The organism is Streptomyces sp. NPDC052016 (assembly GCF_044548445.1).
Classification (GTDB): domain Bacteria; phylum Actinomycetota; class Actinomycetes; order Streptomycetales; family Streptomycetaceae; genus Streptomyces.
In genome coordinates, this window is record NZ_JBIUBX010000019.1 from 152254 (window position 1) to 170263 (window position 18010).

Consider the following 18010-nt stretch of genomic DNA (forward strand, 5'->3'; position numbering starts at 1 on the left):
GGGACAACGCTCCCGTCACATCCGGTGCACGGGTAACGAGGAGAGGGATCAAGCGAGTTGGCGGCGCACGGCCTTCGCGATCCGTTCCGCGTCGAGGGCCACCTCGCGCAGCGTGCCGCTGATCGGGGTGGTGAATCCGGTGAAGTACAGGCCGGGCGCGTTCTTCGGGGTGCGGGGGCCGTGCGCGACCGGGCGGCCGTGCTCGTCGAGCACGCCGAGGTGGCCGACCAGGCCCTCCAGCGCGCGCACGTACCCGGTGGCGGCGACGACCGCGTCCGGGGAGATCCGGGTGCCGTCGGCGAGCAGGACCTTGCCGTCCTCGAAGCCCTCCACCGCGGCCACCACCTCGATCCTCCCCTTGCGCACGGCGTCGATCAGGCCGACGTCCAGCACGGGCACGGCACCCTGCCTGGCCCGGGTGTACAGGCCGGTGTCGGGGCGCGGCAGCCCGTGCGCGGACAGGTCGGGCACGCTCGCCCTGGCCGCCACCCGGCAGAGCCGGTCGACGAGGCCGACGGGCAGCCGGCGGACGAGGATGCCGCTGTACTGACCGGCCCAGCCGGCGGTCGAGCGGCGCATGATGTGCGGGACGGTCCGCACGGCCAGCCGCACCCGCCCGGCGCCGTGCTCCACCAGGTCGACGGCGATCTCCGCCCCGGTGTTGCCGATGCCGACCACCAGGACGTCCCGGCCGGCGTAGGGCGTGCCGTTGCGGTAGGCGGAAGCGTGTACGAGGTCACCCGTGTACGCCTCCCGGCCCGGCCAGTCCGGCAGGTGCGGGGTGTGGTTGTGGCCGGTGGCGACGACGACCGCGGAGCCCGTCAGTTCCCGCCCGCCGGAGGCGTGCAGCAGCCAGCCGGTGCCGTCGGGGGTGCGCTCGACGCGGGAGACCTCGACCCCGGTGACGAGCTCCAGCTCGTGGTGCTCGGCGTACTTCTCCAGGTACCGCACCACGTCGTCGCGGGCCACCCACCGCCCGAACCGGCGTGGCATGGCCAGACCCGGCAGGGCCGACAGGCGCCGGGTGGTGTGCAGGTGCAGCCGGTCGTAGTGGCGCAGCCAGGACGCGCCGACCCGGTCGGCCCGCTCCACCACGACGGCACGTATCCCCCGCGAGCGCAGCGCGTGCGCGGCGGCGAGGCCGCCCGGTCCGCCGCCGATGACGTACACGGGGCGGTCGGCGGGGTTCGCAGCGGTGATCGCGGCGGGGGTCGCGTGCGGTGCGGAGTCTTCCATGAGCGCGAGCGTAATCACGCACAGGATTGATGGGTCTCGGTCAAGACCGGAATTGGTTGCGGATCGATCACGCCTGTACGACTCGTGTGTGGGGCCGGTGACGTAGGTCACCTGATTGTGGACGCCCCGCGACGCCGGGCCCAGGTGCGCGGGGGCCCGGCGTCGCGGGGGCGGACGGTGTCCGGTCGTCATGACGGGAAACGGGACACCGCCGTTCGGGAGCCTCGGCAGCGCCCGGGGACGGGCTTCCTGCCGGGCCGGCTTCCTACTTCCTGGTCTTGGTCCGGTGACCCGTCACCTTCGCGATCCACTCGATGAAGTCGCCCGCGTCGGTGTTGGCGCCGTGGCCCTGGTCCCAGTAGTAGAGGTGGCTGACGTCGTCGCCGAGGGTGTGTGCGGCGGCGGCCAGGTTGGCGGACACCGTGTGCGAGGTGTCGGAGTCCTTGGCGCCGAGGCGGATCCACCAGTGCTTGGTGCGGTTCGGGTTGGCCTTCTCGACCAGGAAGTACATCGGGTTCATCAGCCGCAGCAGCTCGGGGATGTCGCTGTCCAGCCGCTTGCTCGTCAGCCCCGTGGTGTCGTTCTTCAGGCTGTACGCCGTGAAGTGGCGGGAGACGGTCGTGCCCTTGCCGAACAGGTTGTTCTCGCCGGTCGACAGGTCGAAGGCGTCGAAGGCCGGGGCGGTCTTCTTGCGGGCGCCGACGTGGGTGAGGAAGTCGGCCCAGGAGAAGGAGGCCCTGCCGTTCTTCCAGGTGATGAAGGTGTGGGCGTCGAGGTAGGTGGCGCGCTCGGAGTCCGGGAGGGCCGCGAGGTAGGTCGTCGCGGACGGCTCCAGGTACTGCTTGACCAGGTACTCGTCGTAGTTGCGGGCGTTGAGCGTGCCGAAGCCGTTCAGGCCCTCGAGCTTCAGGGAGGCCTGGTACTCGGCGAACCGGGCCCGCAGTTGCGTCGACACCGTCTGGTCGACCTTCGAGCCCGAACCGGTGGCGTTGGAGCCCCAGTTCCACTCGTAGGCGCCGTCGGCGTGCTCCAGGTCCGTGATCGGGCACCAGGCGCCGGTCGCGAAGATCGCGTCGCTCGCGTCCGCCGCGCCGATCTCCTCGAGGTACTCGTCGTAGAGCGGGCTGTCGCCGGAGGCGCCGAGCAGGGAGGAGAGCGCGCCGCCCGCGCTGGTTCCGGCGGAGACGATCCGGTCGGTGTTGCCGGGAATGCGGCCCTTGTTGGCGCGCACGTACCGCACGGCGGCCTTCAGGTCGACGATCGCGGCCGGGGCCACGCCGTAGTACTCGCCGGCGGAGTTCTTGAGCGTACGGCCGCGGGCGCCGGGCTCGACGACGACGTAACCGGCGGCCAGGGCCAGGAGTTGGTTGGTGCTCAGGGCGCCGCCGGTGGCGTTGGTGTTGCCGTTGGCGCCGGGGGCCGTGGCAGCGGCCGAGGCGCTGCCGGAGGGCGCCCCGCTGGGCGTGCCGCCCCCCATTCCGCCGCCCATGCCCCCGCCGCCGATCCCGGTCGCGTTCGCGACGGAGGACGGCATGTACCCGCCGACGGAGTTGGCGAACAGGATCGGCGCGTCGGAGGCGTCCACGGCGGTGCCGTCGATCGTGACGGGGACGCTGACGTTCAGGCTCTGGTAGGTCGCGTCGACCGGCTTGGCGACGTAGGTGATCGCCTTCCAGAAGTGGTAGGTGACCTCGTGGTCGGTGCCCTCCGTGTCCGTGACCGTGGTGGTCAGCTCGGTGTAGGCGTCCGGGTCGAAGACCAGGGAGCCCGAGGCGGAGGACGAGGACGCGGAGGCGTCACCGGACGCCTGCGCGGTGAGGGCGACGCCGCCCACCGCCGCGACGCCCGCGGCGGCGCCGATGCCCATGACGACCGACCTGCGCTTGACTGCCCTGTGCTTCACGGTTCGACTCCCTCGTTCGACGGGTTGCGTCTGCGAACCTAGCCTGACTGCCAACAAGATTGCCAACAATCCGTGCGTATTCATGGAGGACCCACAGCTTCACGGCGGACGCACAGGCTTGCCTCGTCGGGCACCCGAGGACTTCCCGGATCCCTTCACCTGACGTACCGTCAGATTTATGGATGCGATCTGGCTCACCGGTGCGGAATGGCTGGCCGTCCTGCGGATCGGGCTGGGTCTGTGGTGGCTGGAGAGCTGGCGGCACAAGGACAGGAAGAGCTGGCTCGAGGGCTCCGGCATCGCGTGGGCGGCGGACGTCGCGGCCAGGCACCGCTGGAACGCCGTCCGCTCCGGCTTCGCCGTGGTCGTCCGGCCCCGCCCGCGCGTGATGGCCCACGTCGTCCTCTCTGCGGAACTGGCGCTCGGCCTAGGGCTGGTCCTGGGCTTCCTCACCCCGGTCGCCCTGGCCGCCGGTCTGCTCCTCAACCTGATCTACCTGATCCTCATGATCCACGACTGGGCCGAGCAGGGGCAGAACGGGATGATGGCGCTGATCTCGGTCGTGGCGCTCTTCGGGATGTCCTGGCAGACGTGGTCGGTGGACGACGCGCTGGGGTTCTTCCGATGAGCGCGCGGTACGACGTCCCCGAGACCGACGCCTTCACCCGCGCGTACTGGGACGCGGCCGCCGAGGGCCGGCTGCTGATCCGGCGCTGCGAGGCGTGCGGGCGGGCCCACCACTACCCGCGGGAGTTCTGTCCGTACTGCTGGAGCGAGGACGTGACCTGGGAGACGGCGAGCGGCCGGGCGACCCTCTACACCTGGTCCGTCGTCCACCGCAACGACCTGCCGCCCTTCGGGGAGCGCACGCCGTACGTCGTCGCGGTCGTCGATCTCGCCGAGGGGCCGCGGATGGCGACGGAGGTCGTGGGGGTGCGCGCGGAGGACCTCCGCGCCGGGACGGAGCTGTGGGTGGCCTTCCGCGAGGGATTGCCGGTGTTCGCGCGGGGGTGACGGGCGGACGGCGCGGGGGACGCGAGCACGGGCGGCTGGAACGGGTGTTTCAATGAACGGATGACCGACATCCGTGAGTCGTCCGCTCTTCCGGCAGGCCCCCGACTCGAAGGCCACGGACTGCTGCTGCGCCTTTGGGATCCCGACTCCGAGACCGACGTGGACGCATGGTTGCGCGGGCTCCTCGACCCCGACTTCCTGCGCTGGAACACCCCCCTGCGCACGATCACGGATGCCGCCGGAGCGCGGGAGTCGCTCCGGGCGAAGGCTGCGGACGCGGAGGCCGGGACCGGCCTGACCCTCTGCGTGACCGACGCCGGTGACGGGACGGTCCTCGGACAGATCGGCCTCAACGCGATCGACCGCGTGCAGAGCGCAGGCAACATCGGTTACTGGGTCCTGCCCGAGGCCCGTGGGCGCCAGGTGGCCACCCGGTCCCTGCTGCTGGTGTCCCGCTGGGCGTTCACCGAGCTCGGACTGCACCGACTGGAGCTCGGGCACGCCCTCGGCCACGAGGCGTCCTGCCGGATCGCCGAGCGCTGCGGGTTCCTGTACGAGGGAACCCTGCGCGGGGCGATGTGGGAGGCCGGCCGCCGGGACGCCTGGCGGGACGTCCACCGGCACGGACGCCTGGCGACGGACCCGGAGCCGCGGGTCGGGGAACGCGCGTGAGCCCCGCCGAAACGGCGCCTCACCCACGACCTCGATGGCCGGTACCAGCGGATCGGGTACCGGCCGGTGGGGGACTTCGCGGTGTACGAGTGCGGCGGGTGAGCGCGGTACGCCCTCAGTGCCGGGCGAACTGGACCCGCGTCGCCTGGACGGCCTCCGCCCGCAGGGCGATGCCCTCGACGGTCAGCCGCTCCCCGTGGATGTCGGTGATCCTGATCGCGCCTCCGCACCCGCTGCCCTGCTCGGAGAGGAAGTAGTTGTACTCGGTGCGCGGCAGCGCGATCCACGCGCCGCCCGTGCGCACCTCCAGCCGCGCCAGCGGATTCCGGTGGCCGATCGCCTGGATGCCGCACCAGTACCGGGTGGACCCCGTCTTGTAGCGGATCGACACCGTGTCGGAGGTGCTGGGGCTCAGCAGGCTCCAGGTGATCGCTATCCGGCCCGCCGAGAGGGGGGCCAGCTCGGCGAACGCCTGCCGGCTCAGGTCCAGTTGGCCTGCCTCGCAGGGCGCGGGGCACTCGTTCGTGATCCGGACGGTGACGGACGTGCCGCCCGCGCGGACCAGGACGTACGCCCCGCACGCCTTGGACGTCTCGTAGTCCGCCGTGTTCATGGCCGCGGTCATGACGTCGTCGGTCGGGCCGAAGGAGCAGGCGCCGTCGCCGTTCCCGACGTCGTAGGAGGTCGCCACGCCCTGGTAGGAGACACCGGGGCGGATGCGTCCCGCCAGTGACGCCGTGCCGGACGGTGTCCGGGGGCGACTCGCGGCGGTCGGCCGCGCGGAGGCGGCCGGTGCGGCGGGGGAGGGGGTGGCCCGAGGGGTGGCCGGGGCCGCGGCCGTGGCGCTCGGCGAGGCGGGGGAGGCCGTGGCCGGCGTCGGGGCCGTCGGAGCCGACGCCGCCGGGGAACCGGCGGCCCCGGCGCCCGCGACGGACGTGGCCGCGGCCTTCCCGGCCCGGGTCCCGTCCCCGGACCCGGGCCCGAAGGCCGCCACCAGGGTCACGAACAGCGTCACGGCCGCGACGGCCGCCACGGCGACGGCGGGGCCTGGGGCGATACGTCTCTTGCCGCGGGAACGGCGGTGCGAAGGGGCAGCCACGGAGGGTCCTTACGGCTCGGAAGAACACGTCGTCCCCTCTCGGTCGCCGCCGGACGCGGAAAGGTTGCCGCGCACGCGGAACGGCGGGCGACCGCGCCTCCCGGCCTTGACGCCGGGACGAGCCCGCGATGGGGGGCAGGACCGTGGACTTCGAAGAGCACGCGGCCGGAACCGGGCGGCCCCGGCGGCTCGCGGCTCACGGCTCGCGGCTCGCGGCTCACGGCCAGAGCAACACCCGCTCCCAGTCCGGATCCGTACGCCGGTAGAGGAGCCGTACGTGCCGCCGCCTCTCGTCCCCCTGGAAGAACTCCACCGCGTCCGGCCGCAGCCGGTACAGCGTCCAGGAGGCCGCCTGGGCGTCCGGCTCCCGTCCCGCCCGTTCCCAGGCCGCCTCCGATGCCCGCGCCAGCTCCTCCAGCGATCCCAGGGCCTCGCTCTGCCGCCCGGTCAGGGCGGCGGCCAGCGCTCCCGTCGAGCGCATCCGCAGGTCGGCCCGGGCGGCCTCCGCCGGGGCCGTGCTCACCGGGCCCCGGACGCGGACCTGGCGGCCCAGGGCGGGCCAGTAGAAGGTGAGGGCGGCATAGGGGCGGGCCGCGAGCTGGCGGCCCTTGCGGCTGGTGACGTGGGACGCGAAGGACCAGCCGTCCTCGTCGGCGCCGTGCAGCATCACGATCCGGGCGTCGGGCAGGCCGTCCTCGTCCGCCGTCGCCAGCGTCATCGTGTGCGGCTCCCGCTCACCGGCCGCCACCGCCTCGGCGAACCACCGCGTGAACAGCTCCACCGGTTCGGCGGGCGCGGCCCCCGGGTCGAAGGGCGGCAGCGCGGTCACCTCCGGGGCCCACACCCGCAGCGACCTGAGCAGCTCGTGAAGATCCGTTCCCATGGCCCCGAGTATCCCCGTGCCCCCGGCCCCGGCCGCCACCGACGGGCCCGGGGCGCACGCCCCTAATCCCGCCCCAGCACCACCGTGCCCGAGGAACAGAACCACCCGCCGGTGCCCGAGGCCACCCCCAGTCGCGGAAGCTGCCCGTCCCGCGCGCGCACCTGCCGCGCACCCGCTTCCCCCCGTAGCTGACGTACCGCCTCCACGAGGAGGAACAGGCCCCGCATGCCCGGGTGCTGGGCCGACAGGCCGCCCCCGTCCGTGTTCACCGGCAGTTCCCCGCCGGCCGCCAGCAGCCGGCCCTTCTCCACGAACGCCCCGCCCTCGCCCTTCCCGCAGAAGCCCAGGTCCTCGAGGGTCACCAGCGTCATGTAGGTGAAGGCGTCGTAGATCTGCGCGAAGTCCATCTCCCCGGGGCCCACCCCGGCCCGCTCGAACGCCAGGCGTCCGCTCACCGCCGCCGGGGACACCGTGAAGTCGTCCCACTGCGTCATGCCGGCGTGCGACACGTGCTCGCCGGTGCCGAGGACCCACACCGGGGCCGTACGGCAGTCCCGCACGTACTCCCCGGCCGCGAGCAGGACGGCCGCGCCGCCGTCGGAGCGGATGCAGCAGTGCAGTTTCGTGAACGGGTCGGCGATCATCGGGCCGGACAGGACGTCGTCCACCGTCACCGGGGTGCGGAACATCGCCTCTGGGTTCAGGGCGGCGTTCGCCCGGGCCTGCACGGCGACCTCCGCCAACTGCTCGACGGTGGTGCCGTGTTCGATCATGTGGCGGCGGGCCGCCATCGCGTACTTGGCGATCAGGGTGTGGCCGTAGGGGACTTCGAACTGCAGCGGGCCGCGCGCGCCGAAGGCGAACGTGCCCGTGCGGCGGCCCGCCCTGACGTCCGCGCGCGCCGTCGAGCCGTACACCAGCAGCACCGCCCGCGCGTGGCCGGCCGCGATCGCGTCCGCCGCGTGGGCCGCCATGACCTCCCAGGTCGAGCCGCCGACCGAGGTGGAGTCCACCCAGGTGGGGCGCAGGCCCAGGTAGTCGGCCACCTCGACGGGGGCGAGGGTGCCCAGCCCGGCGGAGGCGAAGCCGTCCACGAGCGACCGGTCGAGTCCCGCGTCCGCCAGCGCCCGGCGGGCCGCCTGGGCGTGCAGGGCGTACGGCGTCGCGTCGTCCACCCGGCCGCAGTCGGAGAGGGCCACGCCGACCACGGCCACCCCGCGGTTACCCGGGTTGCTCCCCGGCTTCCCTGGCATCCCCATAGATCTGACGGTACATCAGATCCGATCGGGGTGGCAGGTGCCGTACGCCTGGGCATTCCCGTCCCGCCGACCTAACATGACGCCCCGTCAGAACCGGAGGGAGCGCCCGCCATGGACCCCAGCTTCACCGCCGAACAGGACGAGATCCGCCGCACACTGCGGGAGCTGCTCCACGAACGCTCCGGCCCGCACGACCTGCGGGCCGCCCTCGACACCCCCGCCGGCCACGACCCCGCCCTCTGGACCGCCCTCGCCGGGCAGCTCGGCCTCCCCGGCCTCGCCCTCCCGGAGGAGTACGGCGGCGTCGGCTGCCCCGTCACCGACCTCGCCCTCGCCTGCGAGGAGACCGGCCGCGCCCTCACCCCGTCCCCCCTCCTCGCGACCGGCGTCCTCGCCGCCCCGGCGCTCCTCGCCCTCGGCGCCGACGCCCAGCGCCGCACCCTCCTCCCGCGTCTCGCCTCCGGCGCCCTCACCGCCACCCTCGCCGTCCCCGCCCCCGCCCTGTCCACCGCCCTCGCGCTGACCCGCGGCAACGACGGCGACTGGGCCGGCGGCGGGCGCGCCGGAGGGGTCCAGGCCCGGCGCGTGGGCGGCGAGTGGCGGCTGTACGGGGAGGCCGCGCAGGTCCTCGACGGACACAGTGCCGGGCTGCTGCTGGTCGCCGCCCACACCGGAGGGTTCGTGCGCTCCCGGATCCTGCTCTTCCTCGTGCGGGGGGACGCCGACGGAGTCGTCCGGGCGCGGCAGACCGCGCTGGACGCGACCCGGCCGCAGGGGCGGATCCAACTCCGCGACGTGGCGGCCGACCTGCTGGGGGACGGCGAGGGCCAGGACGTGCCCGCCGCCCTCGCCCGGCTCGGCGACTCCGCGGCCGCCGTCCTCGCCTGCGAGGCCGTCGGCGCCGCCGACCGCGCGCTGGAGCGGACCGTCGAGTACGTCGGGCAGCGTGAGCAGTTCGGGCGGGTGATCGGCTCCTTCCAGGCGGTCCAGCACCGGCTCGCCGACGTGTACGTGCAGGTGCAGGCGGCCCGGTCCGCCGCCTACTACGCCGCCTGGGCGACCGGGCGGGGCGAGCGCGTGGGCGGGCTCGCCCTCGCCCAGGCCCTGCAGGCCCTGTGCACCGCGGCCGGGGAGGCGGTCCAGCTGCACGGCGGCATCGGTTTCACCTGGGAGCACGACGCCCACCTGTACTTCAAGCGCGCCGCCGGGGACGAGCTGCTGTTCGGCCCGGTGCACCGGCTGCGCGCCCGCGCGGCGGAAACGGCCCGGCTCTTCGAGCGGAAGGAGGTGGCGGTGTGATCACCGTCGGGGTGCGGCTCGTGCGGAAGATCTCCTCGGCCCCGGCCTTCGCCAAGGTCGCCCCGCACGTCATCCCGGCCCTGGACCGGGCCGTCCACCGGCTCACCCGCGGAAAGGTGCTGCTTAGCGCCCAGATGCTGCCGGGTGTCCTGCTCACCTCCACAGGCGCCCGCAGCGGGCTGGCCCGGCACACGCCCCTCGCCTGCATGCCCGAGGAAGGCGGCCGAAGTTGGATCCTGGTCGGCTCCAACTTCGGCCGCCCCGGCCACCCCGCCTGGACCGCCAACCTCCTCGCCCACCCGGACGCCGAGATCAGCTGGAAGGGCACGGACATCCCCGTGACGGCCCGGCTGCTGGAGGGGGAGGAGCGGGCGGCGGTCTGGAAGGCGGCGCTGGCGTTCTGGCCGCCGTACGCGACGTACCAGGCGCGGGTGGACCGGGAGATCAGGCTGTTCCGGCTCACCCCGCGGTCCTAGGGGATGTCCGCGAAGTCTCGCCTGGCCCGCGACGCCCTGCGGGCGGACGACGCGACTTTGCGGACACCCCCTGGCGCCGCCACCTCCGGGCATGGCGCCATGGCGTCGCCCCCGCCCGCCCGCCCGTCGCGCGGTCACAGTGTGGCCAGTCGCTGGACCAGCAGGAACGCCCCGATCCCCAGCATCGCCGCCCCCGACGTCCGGGTCACCGCGCGGGCGGCGGCCGGGCGGGCGCCCAGCACCGCGCGGGCCAGGACGCCCACCGTCAGGTAGACGGCGGCACAGCACGCCATGTGCAGCAGTCCGAGCGCGGCGGTCTGGACGGGGACCGGCAGGTGGGCGTCCCGGGTGGTCAGGAACTGGGGCAGGACCGAGAGGTAGAGCAGCAGCCCCTTGGGGTTGAGGCCGCTGATCGCTGCCCCGCGCAGGAAGACCCGCCCCCGGCTCTCGCCGCCGGCGTCCCCCGCCTCGGGCAGCGCGGGCCGGCGCAGCACCCCCCATCCCAGCCACAGCAGGTACCCCGCGCCCGCCACCGTCAGCGCGGTGAGCAGCGCGGAAGACCCGGCGACCAGCACCGCGAGTCCCGCCGCGGCCAGCGCGGTGTGCAGGGCGTAGCCGCTCACCAGGCCGCCCACGGCGGCGCCCACGGCCGCGCCCGCCGACCGGCCGCGCAGCCCGGCGGCGATCACGTACGCCCAGTCGGCCCCCGGCACGCACACCAGCAGCAGGTCGACGGCGAGGAAGGAGAGCAGCGTTCCCGAATCCATGGAAGTGACATTAGGCGCGAGACCGCCGAAGGTGTTCCCGAACTTTTCCCTGGAACGGGCTTTCTGAGGCAAGATCTACCTCATGGACGACGTGGACCGGAAAATCCTTGCCGAGCTTCAGCAGGACGGGCGGCTGACCGTGACCGAGCTGGCCGCGCGGGTGCGGCTGAGCGTCTCGCCGTGCCACCGGCGGCTGCGCGAGCTGGAGCGGACCGGGGCGATCAGCGGCTACCGGGCGATCGTGGAACCGGCCGCCGTCGGGCTCACCTTCGAGGCGCTGGTCTTCGTCTCGATGCGGCAGGAGGACCGGGACACGGTCGCCGAGTTCGAGAGCGCGCTGGCCGGCATCCCGCACGTCCTGGAGGCGGAGCGGTTGTTCGGGGAGCCGGACTACCTGCTGCGGGTGGCCACCGCCGACCTCGCGGCCTTCCAGCGGCTGTACGACGAGCGGCTGGCGACGCTGCCGGGGGTGCAGCGGCTGACGTCCACGCTGGTGATGAAGCACGTGGTGAAGGCCCGGCCGCTGCCGGCCTGAGCGCCGTTCCCCCGCGTTCCGCTCGCTCCGCCGCTCCTTGTGAGACAAGCGCCCGCATAGCGCGACAGGCGGTGGTCCGCCCGGGGAAACCGGGTGAACCACCGCCTGCCAGACAGGACTTCGGATGGATAAAAGGAGAAGTGCCGCTACGGGCTATTTCGTCGGCTTCCTGCCGGTGATGCCCAGGTAGACCAACAGCGCCAGATTGGGCTTCAGTTCAGCCTGTTTGACGCCCCACGTCTGGAATCCCTTCTGGTGCGAGGCGACCGCCGCCAGCATCGCGACCAGCGAACCGGCGATCGCGGCCGGATTCACGTCCTTGTCGACCCTGCCCTTGGACTGCAACTCGGTGACGGAGTCCGCCAGGGAGTTGTTCACCGAGTTCAGGATCTTCATACGGAGTTTGTAGAAGCGCTTGTCGCCCTCGGCGGCCCCGAGGTCGACGACGCGCAGGATCGCGTCGTTCCTCTTCCAGAACTCCAGGAAACCGTCGACGAGTTCCTGCGCCGTCTGCCAGCCCGCCTTGCCGACCCAGGAGCGGCCCTCGAGCAGCTCGGTCAACGCGGCGCCCTCGGCGGCCATTTGCTCGGCGATCTCCAGGACGGCGCCCTCGACGTCCGGAAAGTACTGGTAGAAGGTCGCGGGCGAAGTGCCCGCCTTCCGGGCGACGTCGATGACCTTGACGTCCCGGTACGGAGAGGAGCTGAGCATCTCACTGAGGCAGTCGAGCAGCTTCTGCCGCGTCGCCTGCCCACGTCGACCGGCCACGCGGCCGTCGACGGTACGCACTTGTCCTGTCATGTCGTCAGCTTACCGAGGGGTGATCGGAGCGCGATTCGGCCGACTGCAAATGGGGTGCGAGGGGCTGCGGAGGCGGGTGTGCCTGGTCTGCGGCTTGCGTGAAGCGCCGTTAGCTTGGCTGTATGGCCGAAAACAGGGCATCGGTGTACGCAGAGGGCGTCCCCTGCTGGGTGGACGCGCAGCTCCCCGACGTGGAAGCGGGGCAGCGGTTCTACGGGGCGCTCTTCGGATGGACCTTCGAGACGGCGTACGGCGCCGCCGTGTGGGCCCTGCTGGACGGTGAACCGGTCGCCGCGCTGGCCCACAAGGCGGACGGCCGCATGCCCACCGTCTGGACGGTGTACTTCGCGACCCCGGACGCGGAGGCCACCACCCGCCGGATCCGGGCGGCCGGCGGCCAGGTCGTCACGGCCCCGTTCCCGGTCCACGGGCTGGGCACCGCCGCCCTCGCCACCGACCCCGAGGGCGCCGTCTTCGGCCTGTGGCAGGCGGCCGGCCACCAGGGCTTCGGCGTCCGCCACCGGCCCGGCGCCTTCGCCTGGGCGCAGCTCTACGCCCGCGACACCGAGACCGTGAACACCTTCTACGGCCACCTCTTCCACGACGCCCTCTTCGGCCCCGGCGCCCGGCCCGACTTCGGCCGGGTGCCGGTCACCGACGTCTTCCCCGAGGTCATGCCGCCCCACTTCCTCGTCCACTTCGGGGTCGAGGACTGCGAGGCGGCGCTCGGCGCGGTGAGCCGGCTCGGCGGGCGGGTGCAGGCGGGTCCGTTCACCGCCTCGTACGGAACCGTGGCCGTCGTCACGGACAATCAAGGGGCGTCGTTCGCCGTCCTGCAGCGCTGAGCCGTCTTTTTTGCCGGTATATGAAATGAGACACCCTGATTGTCCCGGGGTTCGCAACCGGTGGCCCGGCCAGGAAGAATCGGGGTGCGTGCCGCCATGGCGGTGCGGTGGTGAGACGCTGCACGGGGTCGCGTACACATATGGGTGACGCGGCTCGTACGGGGAGGTGGCAGGCAAGTGGTGGATCAGCTGACGCAGCACGATCCGCGGCGGATCGGGCCGTTCGAGGTGCTGGGACGGCTGGGTGCCGGCGGCATGGGGCTGGTCTATCTGGCACGCTCGGCCTCGGGCCGGCGCGTGGCCATCAAGACGGTCCGCACGGAGCTCGCCGAGGACCAGCTCTTCCGCGTGCGCTTCACGCGCGAGGTGGAGGCGGCCCGGGCGGTCTCCGGCTTCTACACGGCCGCGGTCGTGGACGCCGACCCGCGCGCCGCCGTGCCCTGGCTGGCCACCGCCTACGTGCCCGCACCCTCCCTCGAGGAGATAGTGAACGAGTGCGGGCCGCTCCCGGCCCAGGCGGTGCGCTGGCTGGCGGCGGGCGTCGCGGAGGCCCTGCAGTCCATCCACGGCGCGGGTCTCGTGCACCGTGACCTGAAGCCGTCGAACGTGCTCGTCGTCGAGGACGGTCCCCGGGTGATCGACTTCGGCATCGCCTCCGGCGTGTCGAACACGCGTCTGACGATGACGAACGTCGCCGTCGGCACCCCGGCCTACATGTCCCCGGAGCAGGCCAAGGACTCCCGCAGCGTCACCGGCGCCAGCGACGTGTTCTCCCTCGGCTCCACCCTCGTCTTCGCCGCCACCGGCCACCCCCCGTTCCACGGCGCCAACCCGGTGGAGACGGTCTTCATGCTGCTGCGCGAGGGCCCGGACCTGGAGGGCCTGCCGGACGAGCTGCGCCCGCTCATCGAGTCCTGCATGCAGATGGAGGCCACGGGCCGCCCCAGCCCCGCCGACCTCCAGGCCCAGCTCGCCCCGCACCTCTTCGGCTCCGGCTCCGACGACAGCGGAACGGCGTCGGCGTGGCTGCCCGAGAAGGCCGTCGCGCTCATCGAGTCCCGCCGCGGCGGCCGCCCGCCCGGCAAGGCGGCCGCGCCCCTCACGGGCCGCGGCGGAGGGGGCGGCGCGGACGCCCGCCCCGCCGTCCCGCCCCCGCCCGCGCACGACCCCGTCGTCCCGGCGCGCCCGGCGCCCGTCGCGGTCGGCGCCCCCGACACCGGCCCCGTCCGGCTGGCCGGGGCGGCCGTCCCGATCGGCCCCGGCCCGCGCGTCGCCGACGTGCGCGCCACCGCGGCCGTGAAGGCGCCCGCGCCCGAGCCCGGCCTGGTCGCCTCCTGGTCCCGGCCCCGTCCCGGCGTCAACGGCGCCGACCCGACCGGCGTGCCGGCCGCCCCGCCCGCGCCCCCGGAGACCCCGGCCGGCTGGCGCCCCTGGCGCTTCCGCATGTCCAACGACGTCTGGGGCACCCCGGCCGTCGACGGCGACCTCGTCTACGTCACCTCCTTCGAGGTGCACGCCCTGGACGTGGCCACCGGCCGCCGCCGCTTCAAGACGCGGGACGTGGCCTGGTCGATGGCGGTCGCGGACGGCCGTGTCCACGCCTCCGACGGCCCCACCCTCTTCGCCCTGGACGCCCGTGAGGGCACCGACCTGTGGCGGCTGCCCACGGACGCCTGGGTGTACTGCCTCAAGGCCGAGCGGGGCACCGTCGTCACCGGCACCCGCGGCGGCGGGGTGCAGGGCTGGGAGGCCTCCACCGGCCAGAAGCTGTGGGAGGTCACCGGCTGCCAGACCGACTTCGAGTCCCCGGAGGCCGGGCCCGCCCTGCACGAGGGCACGGTCTACGTCTGGCAGGACGCGCGCCTGCGCGCCCTGGACGCCCGTACCGGCGACGAGCGCTGGGCGTACCCCATCGGCGACATGGCCTCCTGCGGCGGCGTCCCGGTGCGCGTCACGTCCGCGCCCGACGGCTACGTCTACATCTCCGCCGGCACCCGGGTCCTCGCCGTGGACGTGGCGAGCGGCATGGTGCGCTGGCACTTCGAGGCCCCGGCGGTCTTCCTCTCCCCGCCCGCCTTCGTCCCCGGCCCGGCCGTCACGGGCGGCGGCGTCTACCTCGCCGACTACCTCGGCACGGTGTACGCCCTCGACGCCACCGACGGCCGCGACCGCTGGCGCATCGCCACCGAGGCGCGCTCCTCCGTCGACCCGGTGCTGGTCGCCGCGGGTCACGTCCACGTCGGCAGCGGCAAGGGCCTCTACACCCTGGACGCGGTCACCGGCACGCCCAAGTGGCGCTTCCAGGCGGGCGGCGACATCGTGGGCGCCCCGGCGGTGGCGGAGGGCCGTATCCACTTCGGCTCCACCGACCACCTGCTGTACACCCTGAAGGCCGACGACGGCCGCCTGCGCTGGAAGCTCGCGACCGGCGGCGAGATCACCGGCTCGCCCGTGGTCAGGGACGGGGTGGTGTACGCGTGCAGCAAGGACCGGTGCGTGTACGCCCTGGACGCGGAGAAGGGAACCGGGACGGCGAGAACGGCTTAGCCGCTCGGCCTCGCCGTCCGGGACGGCCGTCGTACCGAGTACACGGAAAGGGGGCCGGACGGCGGCCGTCACTGCGGAAAGCGGCGCGTTCACCGCTCTCACCGCAGACGCTACGCCCCGCACGGGCCGGTCGCCAGGCAGTGGGCACGGCCGTGAGAGACGGTCCCCGCACGTCCACGGCGACGGTGCCGGCCCCTACGCCCCGCCGGCGGCCCCGTCCGGCTCACCGCGTCCGGAACTCTCCCGGCCGGCGGGCGGCGAACAGCTCAGCCTGGCGCTCGGCGGGCAGGTTGCCCAGCGAGACGAGATGCGGCGCCTGCGCCAACCCGGCCGCGCGGGCCGCCTCCCTGCCCGCCCACAGGGCCCGCACGGTGCCCTGCACACCGGCGGCCGGATACCCGGCGAGGACGCCCGCACGGGCGACGGCGGCGTCCAGCGCGCCACCGGCCTCGGTGATCTCGGACACGAGCCCGGTCTCGTACGCCCGCCGGGCCGAGATCCGCTCGGCGGTCCCCATGAGCATCATCCGCGCGGCCTCCCCGTACGGCATCCGCTGCGCCATGAGCACCGACTCGTACGCGCTGACCATCCCGTAGGAGGTGTGCGGGTCGAAGAAGACGGCGTCGGACCCGGCGACGAGGAACTCGCACTCCCCGAGCAGGTAGAAGGCTCCCCCGCAGGCCATCCCCTCCACGGCGGCGACGACCGGTTTCCACAGGTCGTTCGCCTTGGGCCCGACGGTGAGGAGCGGGTCGTCCTGCATGTAGGGGGAGCCGGGCTGGGGCACGACGGCGTCCCGGTCGATGCCGGTGGAGAAGGCGCGCGTCCCCGAGCCGGTGAGGACGACGGCCCGTACGGAGTCCTCGAACCGGAGCGCGCGCCACGCGTCCCTCAGGCGGCCGGCCAGGTCGAGGTCGATGGCGTTGAGCCGCTCCGGCCGGTCGAGGGTGACGACGGCGACGCCGGTCTCCCCGTCGGTGGTCAGACGCAGGCTCACGGCCGCTCCAGGACCCACTGGGGCGGACACGGGGAGGGCCCGTCCACGTCGAACACGGCCCGCACCCGGGCGCCGATGCGCAGGCGGCCGCGGGGAACGGAGCCGAGCGGCGCCCCGGCCCCGCTCACCAGGTTCCCCACCAGCCGGATCCGCGGTGCCTCGGCCAGCTCCACCAGGACGACGTCGTAGGGGGCGTGCTCGGCGTAGTCCGGCAGCAGGGGCGGATGGGCGACGACGTACGACCAGATCCTGCCTCGCCCGGAGGTCGCCGTCCACGCGCTCGCGAAGGACCGGCAGTGCGGGCAGCAGGGCCGGGGCGGGAAGCGGGGTTCGCCGCATCCGGAGCAGGTCTGGACACGGAGTTCGCCCTGGGCCGCGTACCGCCAGAAGGGCGCGCCGTCGGCGTCGGCGAGGGGTTTCAGCATCTCAGCTCCTCAGGAGCAGTGCGGAGGTCGGGACTCCTTCACCGGCGGTGACCAGGCAGGTCGCGGCGTCCGGCACCTGGGCCGTGCTCGTCCCCCGCAGCTGCCTCACGCCTTCGTCGATGAGGTTGAAGCCGTGGACGTACGCCTCGCTGAGCCCGCCCCCGCCGGTGTTGAGGGGCAGCCGCCCGCCGATCTCCAGCGCGCCGCCCTCCGTGAACGCGCCGCCCTCCCCGCGGCCGCAGAAGCCGTACCCCTCCAGGGAGAGGAGGACGAGCGGCGTGAACGCGTCGTAGATCTGGGCGACGTCGACGTCCTGCGGGGTGAAGTCGGCGTGCTTCCACAGGTGTCGGGCGGCGGTCCAGGCGGGGCCGGTGAGCGGGTCGTCGTTCCAGTAGTTGACCATGCCGTGGTGCTGGGCGGGCAGCCCCTGCGCGGCGGAGTGGACGTAGACGGGCCGTCGGCGGCAGTCCAGGGCGCGTTCGCTGCTCACCACCACGCACGCCAGCGCCCCGTCGGTCTCGAGGCAGTTGTCGTACAGGCAGAGGGGTTCGCTGATCCAGCGCGAGGTCATGTACGACTCGCGGGTGAGGGGCCGTTCGTACATGACGGCGGCGGGGTTCTGGTTCGCCCTGTTCCGGCAGGCGAGGGCGACGTTGAACAGGTGGTCACGGGTGGCGCCGTACTCGTGCATGTAGCGGCGGGCGAGCATGGCGATCTCGTCGACGGGCCGAAGGAGGCCGTAGGGCCGGGTCCACTGGGCCGGGGTGGGGAGCTGGACGGTGGTGTTCGTCCAGGGGCGGGGCCCGCTGCCCCTCTTCCGCGACCGCCACGCCACCCCGACCGTCGCCTGCCCGGAGGCGATGGCGGTGGCGAGGTGGGCGACGGTGGCGCAGGAGCCGCCGCCGCCGTAGGGCACGCGGCTGAAGAAGGTGAGGTCCCCGAGACCGACGGCCTTCGCCAGCTCCACCTCGTCCGTCTCCTCCATCGTGTAGGAGGCGAGGGCGTCGACCTCGCCGGGCGCGATCCCGGCGTCGTCGAGCGCGGCGAGGACGGCCCGGCAGGCGAGGGTCCTCTCGTCCTCGGGGAGGTGTCTGGCGAACGGCGTCCGGCCGATGCCGACGATCGCGGTGGCGTCCTTGAGTCCTGGTCCTGGTGCTGGTCCTCCGGGCACGGGCGCACACCTCCGCGGACGGCTGTGAGGAGCTGACAGCCCGTCAGGTTACAGCTAATCTGACGGTCAGTCAGCTCCTGG

Annotated in this window: 18 protein-coding genes; 8 read left to right on the forward strand and 10 right to left on the reverse strand. The window is 73.6% G+C overall.

What is annotated here, in order from left to right:
- Nucleotides 1-48 precede the first annotated feature (48 nt).
- Nucleotides 49-1236, reverse strand: a complete 1188-nt coding sequence (locus ACIHAR_RS24130; protein ID WP_365459699.1) for an NAD(P)/FAD-dependent oxidoreductase — start codon at nucleotides 1234-1236, stop codon at nucleotides 49-51.
- Between the two features lie 265 nt (nucleotides 1237-1501).
- Complete coding sequence (locus ACIHAR_RS24135) at nucleotides 1502-3103, reverse strand: subtype B tannase (protein WP_400021762.1); 1602 nt, start codon at nucleotides 3101-3103, stop codon at nucleotides 1502-1504.
- A gap of 214 nt (nucleotides 3104-3317) precedes the next feature.
- On the opposite strand from ACIHAR_RS24135, the gene ACIHAR_RS24140 reads away from it, so the two are divergent.
- Genes ACIHAR_RS24140 through ACIHAR_RS24150 form a run of 3 tightly spaced genes read left to right on the forward strand, consistent with a single transcriptional unit; the run spans nucleotide 3318 to nucleotide 4825 of the window.
- Nucleotides 3318-3767 carry a DoxX family protein gene (locus ACIHAR_RS24140; RefSeq protein ID WP_365459696.1) on the forward strand — a complete coding sequence of 150 codons (450 nt, stop codon included), beginning with the start codon at nucleotides 3318-3320 and terminating at the stop codon, nucleotides 3765-3767.
- Nucleotides 3764-4153: a Zn-ribbon domain-containing OB-fold protein gene (locus ACIHAR_RS24145; RefSeq protein WP_400021711.1), complete on the forward strand. Its 390-nt coding sequence runs from the start codon at nucleotides 3764-3766 to the stop codon at nucleotides 4151-4153. The genes ACIHAR_RS24140 and ACIHAR_RS24145 overlap by 4 nt, the downstream gene beginning before the upstream one ends.
- Before the next feature lie 60 nt (nucleotides 4154-4213).
- Entirely contained in the window at nucleotides 4214-4825 is a 612-nt protein-coding gene (locus ACIHAR_RS24150) for a GNAT family N-acetyltransferase (protein WP_400021713.1), read from the forward strand.
- Between the two features lie 115 nt (nucleotides 4826-4940).
- Here ACIHAR_RS24150 and ACIHAR_RS24155 read toward each other — a convergent pair whose 3' ends face one another.
- From ACIHAR_RS24155 to ACIHAR_RS24165, 3 genes are all read right to left on the reverse strand, one after another.
- Nucleotides 4941-5924, reverse strand: coding sequence for an expansin EXLX1 family cellulose-binding protein (locus ACIHAR_RS24155; RefSeq protein WP_400021715.1), 984 nt, complete (start codon nucleotides 5922-5924; stop codon nucleotides 4941-4943).
- A gap of 217 nt (nucleotides 5925-6141) precedes the next feature.
- On the reverse strand, nucleotides 6142-6807 hold the full coding sequence (locus ACIHAR_RS24160) for a pyridoxal 5'-phosphate synthase (RefSeq protein WP_365459684.1): 666 nt from the start codon (nucleotides 6805-6807) through the stop codon (nucleotides 6142-6144).
- 62 nt (nucleotides 6808-6869) lie between these two features.
- Entirely contained in the window at nucleotides 6870-8066 is a 1197-nt protein-coding gene (locus tag ACIHAR_RS24165) for a thiolase C-terminal domain-containing protein (protein WP_365459681.1), read from the reverse strand.
- A gap of 111 nt (nucleotides 8067-8177) precedes the next feature.
- Here ACIHAR_RS24165 and ACIHAR_RS24170 point away from each other — a divergent pair, with 111 nt between their 5' ends.
- Both ACIHAR_RS24170 and ACIHAR_RS24175 read left to right on the forward strand, forming a co-directional pair.
- Nucleotides 8178-9365 carry an acyl-CoA dehydrogenase family protein gene (locus ACIHAR_RS24170; protein WP_400021718.1) on the forward strand — a complete coding sequence of 396 codons (1188 nt, stop codon included), beginning with the start codon at nucleotides 8178-8180 and terminating at the stop codon, nucleotides 9363-9365.
- Nucleotides 9362-9841, forward strand: a complete 480-nt coding sequence (locus ACIHAR_RS24175; protein WP_365459675.1) for a nitroreductase/quinone reductase family protein — start codon at nucleotides 9362-9364, stop codon at nucleotides 9839-9841. Before ACIHAR_RS24170 ends, ACIHAR_RS24175 begins: the two co-directional genes overlap by 4 nt.
- Before the next feature lie 134 nt (nucleotides 9842-9975).
- On the opposite strand, the gene ACIHAR_RS24180 is transcribed toward ACIHAR_RS24175, so the two are convergent.
- On the reverse strand, nucleotides 9976-10608 hold the full coding sequence (locus ACIHAR_RS24180) for a LysE family translocator (protein ID WP_400021721.1): 633 nt from the start codon (nucleotides 10606-10608) through the stop codon (nucleotides 9976-9978).
- 82 nt (nucleotides 10609-10690) lie between these two features.
- Here ACIHAR_RS24180 and ACIHAR_RS24185 point away from each other — a divergent pair, with 82 nt between their 5' ends.
- Nucleotides 10691-11143 (forward strand): Lrp/AsnC family transcriptional regulator, encoded by a 453-nt coding sequence (locus ACIHAR_RS24185; RefSeq protein WP_365459669.1) that lies wholly within the window; start codon nucleotides 10691-10693, stop codon nucleotides 11141-11143.
- A 153-nt stretch (nucleotides 11144-11296) separates the two neighbouring features.
- Here the strand turns inward: ACIHAR_RS24185 and ACIHAR_RS24190 are convergent, their stop codons facing one another.
- The gene (locus ACIHAR_RS24190) at nucleotides 11297-11932 is read right to left on the reverse strand and encodes a TetR family transcriptional regulator (protein ID WP_365460069.1); all 636 of its coding nucleotides are present in this window, start codon (nucleotides 11930-11932) and stop codon (nucleotides 11297-11299) included.
- 134 nt (nucleotides 11933-12066) lie between these two features.
- Here ACIHAR_RS24190 and ACIHAR_RS24195 point away from each other — a divergent pair, with 134 nt between their 5' ends.
- Entirely contained in the window at nucleotides 12067-12789 is a 723-nt protein-coding gene (locus ACIHAR_RS24195) for a VOC family protein (protein WP_400021723.1), read from the forward strand.
- A 177-nt stretch (nucleotides 12790-12966) separates the two neighbouring features.
- Nucleotides 12967-15336: a serine/threonine-protein kinase gene (locus ACIHAR_RS24200; protein WP_365459663.1), complete on the forward strand. Its 2370-nt coding sequence runs from the start codon at nucleotides 12967-12969 to the stop codon at nucleotides 15334-15336.
- Between the two features lie 223 nt (nucleotides 15337-15559).
- Here the strand turns inward: ACIHAR_RS24200 and ACIHAR_RS24205 are convergent, their stop codons facing one another.
- From ACIHAR_RS24205 to ACIHAR_RS24215, 3 genes are read right to left on the reverse strand one after another with little or no spacing between them, the layout of a single operon-like run.
- Complete coding sequence (locus ACIHAR_RS24205; RefSeq protein WP_365459660.1) at nucleotides 15560-16333, reverse strand: enoyl-CoA hydratase/isomerase family protein; 774 nt, start codon at nucleotides 16331-16333, stop codon at nucleotides 15560-15562.
- Nucleotides 16330-16758 (reverse strand): OB-fold domain-containing protein, encoded by a 429-nt coding sequence (locus ACIHAR_RS24210; RefSeq protein WP_365459657.1) that lies wholly within the window; start codon nucleotides 16756-16758, stop codon nucleotides 16330-16332. The genes ACIHAR_RS24205 and ACIHAR_RS24210 overlap by 4 nt, the downstream gene beginning before the upstream one ends.
- Nucleotide 16759: 1 nt before the next feature.
- The gene (locus tag ACIHAR_RS24215; protein WP_365459654.1) at nucleotides 16760-17929 is read right to left on the reverse strand and encodes a lipid-transfer protein; all 1170 of its coding nucleotides are present in this window, start codon (nucleotides 17927-17929) and stop codon (nucleotides 16760-16762) included.
- Nucleotides 17930-18010 lie beyond the last annotated feature (81 nt).

Coding starts and splice junctions, on each gene's coding strand:
- ACIHAR_RS24165 (WP_365459681.1), bottom strand. CDS start 8,066: ATGGGGATGCCAGGGAAGCCGGGGAGCAACCCGGGTAACCGCGGGGTG.
- ACIHAR_RS24135 (WP_400021762.1), bottom strand. CDS start 3,103: ATGGGCATCGGCGCCGCCGCGGGCGTCGCGGCGGTGGGCGGCGTCGCC.
- ACIHAR_RS24180 (WP_400021721.1), bottom strand. CDS start 10,608: ATGGATTCGGGAACGCTGCTCTCCTTCCTCGCCGTCGACCTGCTGCTG.
- ACIHAR_RS24145 (WP_400021711.1), top strand. CDS start 3,764: ATGAGCGCGCGGTACGACGTCCCCGAGACCGACGCCTTCACCCGCGCG.
- ACIHAR_RS24140 (WP_365459696.1), top strand. CDS start 3,318: ATGGATGCGATCTGGCTCACCGGTGCGGAATGGCTGGCCGTCCTGCGG.
- ACIHAR_RS24210 (WP_365459657.1), bottom strand. CDS start 16,758: ATGCTGAAACCCCTCGCCGACGCCGACGGCGCGCCCTTCTGGCGGTAC.
- ACIHAR_RS24150 (WP_400021713.1), top strand. CDS start 4,214: ATGACCGACATCCGTGAGTCGTCCGCTCTTCCGGCAGGCCCCCGACTC.
- ACIHAR_RS24185 (WP_365459669.1), top strand. CDS start 10,691: ATGGACGACGTGGACCGGAAAATCCTTGCCGAGCTTCAGCAGGACGGG.
- ACIHAR_RS24195 (WP_400021723.1), top strand. CDS start 12,067: ATGGCCGAAAACAGGGCATCGGTGTACGCAGAGGGCGTCCCCTGCTGG.
- ACIHAR_RS24170 (WP_400021718.1), top strand. CDS start 8,178: ATGGACCCCAGCTTCACCGCCGAACAGGACGAGATCCGCCGCACACTG.
- ACIHAR_RS24130 (WP_365459699.1), bottom strand. CDS start 1,236: ATGGAAGACTCCGCACCGCACGCGACCCCCGCCGCGATCACCGCTGCG.
- ACIHAR_RS24160 (WP_365459684.1), bottom strand. CDS start 6,807: ATGGGAACGGATCTTCACGAGCTGCTCAGGTCGCTGCGGGTGTGGGCC.